Source organism: Mycolicibacterium houstonense (genome assembly GCF_900078665.2).
GTDB lineage: Bacteria > Actinomycetota > Actinomycetes > Mycobacteriales > Mycobacteriaceae > Mycobacterium > Mycobacterium houstonense.
The window spans coordinates 4711803-4713991 of record NZ_LT546207.1; the positions used below are offsets into that span (position 1 = coordinate 4711803).

General features: G+C 68.4%; 2 protein-coding genes. One reads left to right on the top strand and one right to left on the bottom strand.

Translation table 11 applies throughout. From position 1 onward, the window contains the following. Positions 1 to 529: 529 nt before the first annotated feature. Complete coding sequence (locus tag BN4332_RS23610; protein ID WP_096866978.1) at positions 530 to 1198, bottom strand: TetR/AcrR family transcriptional regulator; 669 nt, start codon at positions 1196 to 1198, stop codon at positions 530 to 532. Positions 1199 to 1267: 69 nt separating this feature from the next. Here BN4332_RS23610 and BN4332_RS23615 point away from each other — a divergent pair. Further along, positions 1268 to 2189 (top strand): MMPL family transporter (locus tag BN4332_RS23615; RefSeq protein ID WP_160110920.1); only part of this gene is annotated, 922 nt, incomplete at its 3' end.

Genomic DNA, 2189 nt, shown 5'->3' on the forward strand with positions numbered 1-2189 from the left:
CCCTCGTCGTCTGCGCGTTGCCGCTGCTCGGCGCCAACATCACCTTCGCGGAACTGGCCGCCCAGCCGGCCGGCACCGACTCGAGCCGCGGATATCAGGCGATCCACGGCCGGTTCCCGGACAATCGGCTGCTGCCCGAGATCGTCTCGATCGAGGCCGACCACGACCTGCGTACCCCGGCCGGGCTGATCACCATCGAGCGGGTCACCAGAAGGGTTCTCGACGTGCGCGGGGTGCGCACCGTGCAATCGGCCAGCCGGCCCGCCGGTAGCCCGGTGCGCCAGGGCACCCTCGCCTACCAGGCCGGCCAGATCGGCGAACAGCTCGACAGCACAGCACAATCCGCGCTCGACGGGATGTCATCCGTAAACACCGTGCTGACCACGATCAACCAGCTGGATGCTTCCTTGGACGGTATGCAACGCGGCTTGACCGGTGCGGTGAACGGCTTGGATCGCGTCGGCGCCGGGTCGCAGGACATCGGTGCCGGGATGACCGGGCTGCAAGACAACCTGCAGACGGTGTCCGGCTATGCCGATCCGCTGCGCCAGTTCGTCCGCAACACCCCCGATTGCGCGGGGAACCCGATCTGCTCGGCAGTGCAGAAGATCGTCGCGCCGCTCGACGATGCGGTGAGCGCCACCGGCACGCTCGCCGGCGGTGCCGGTGCGCTTCGAGNGCCGATGATCTCGGCCAGGACGTAGCCGTGCATCATGGTCCAGATCTGGGCGGCGACGGCCACCGGATCGCCCTCGTCGATGGCACCGGCGTCCATACAGCGGCGGACGAAGGCGGGGATCTGGGCGAACACCGAGTTGATCTCGGACAGGTCGGCCGGATTGCCGTCGACGGTGAGATCGCGACCGACGGGTAGCGCGATGGACGGTGAGGTGATGCCGAACATCAGCCGGTACCGCTGCGGATAGGTCAGCGCGTAGTCGCGATAGGCCAGGCCGGAGGCGAGCAGATCGGCCACCGGATCGTCGGTGTCCTCGCGCCGGCCGAGATGGTCGCCGAATCGGACATAGGACTCTTTCACCACGGCCTCGTACAGGCCGGACATGCCGTCGAAGTGCGTGTAGACCGCCATCGTGGAGGCGCCGATGCGCTGGGCCAGCATGCGTGCGCTGAGCGCCTCGGGCCCACTCTCCTCCAGGACCTGGAGGCTTTCCTCGATCAGGCTCTCGCGAATTCCCATGATGCTGGACACCTTGCCATAACAATGTTATACCTGCCAATAACATTGTTATGGACGGTGGGGGAGCCGATGTTGGAGACCGTTGCGCGCGCGGCGAGCCGGTACGCACTCCTGGTCATGGCGGCCTGGGCGGTGCTGGCCGGCATCGGCAACGTCGCGGTGCCGCAACTCGAACACGTCGTCAAAGAGCAGTCGCGGGCGTTCTTCCCCGCCGATTCCGGCGCCACTCAGGCGGCGCAGCGGATGGGCACCCGATTCGGCGATTCCGACAGCAACAACATCGCCTACGTCGTGCTCGACGCGGACCGGACACTCGGGGAACCCGACCGCAGGTACTACCGAGCGCTGGCCGACCGGCTGCGGACCGCCACGCCGGGCGTCGAGTCGTTGATGGACCTGTGGGATGACCCGGCGGCGGCCGCGGTTTTCGAGAGCCGGGACCACAAGGCGGCCTACCTGATGGCCCGGCTCTCCGGACAGCTCGGCAGCAGCACCGGTACCGACGCCGTGACTGCCCTGCGCACCGCCGTCGACGCCGTCCCCACCCCGGCCGGACTGCGTACCCACGTGACCGGCCCCGGGCCCAGCCTGGTCGACGAATTCGCCGCCCTGGATGCCCAATTGGCTAGAATCACCGTCCTGACCGTCGGCCTGATCGCGGCACTGCTGCTGTTCGTCTACCGCTCGCCGATCACCGCGGCGGTAACGCTGGCCGCGGTCGGTCTGTCCCTGGCGGTCGCCCGGCCGGTGGTCGCACTGCTCGGTGAGCACGGCGTGATCGAGGTGTCGGTGTTCTCGGTGGCACTCATGTCGGCGATGGTTCTCGGTGCGGGCACCGACTACGGGATCTTCCTGATCGGTCGCTACCACGAGAACCGGCGGGCGGGCCTGGCGGCACCGGACGCGCTGGCCGACGCCTACCGCCGGGTGGCACCGGTCATCGCCGGGGCGTTGGCCACCATCGCGGCCGCCCTGTTCTTCCTCAGCTTCG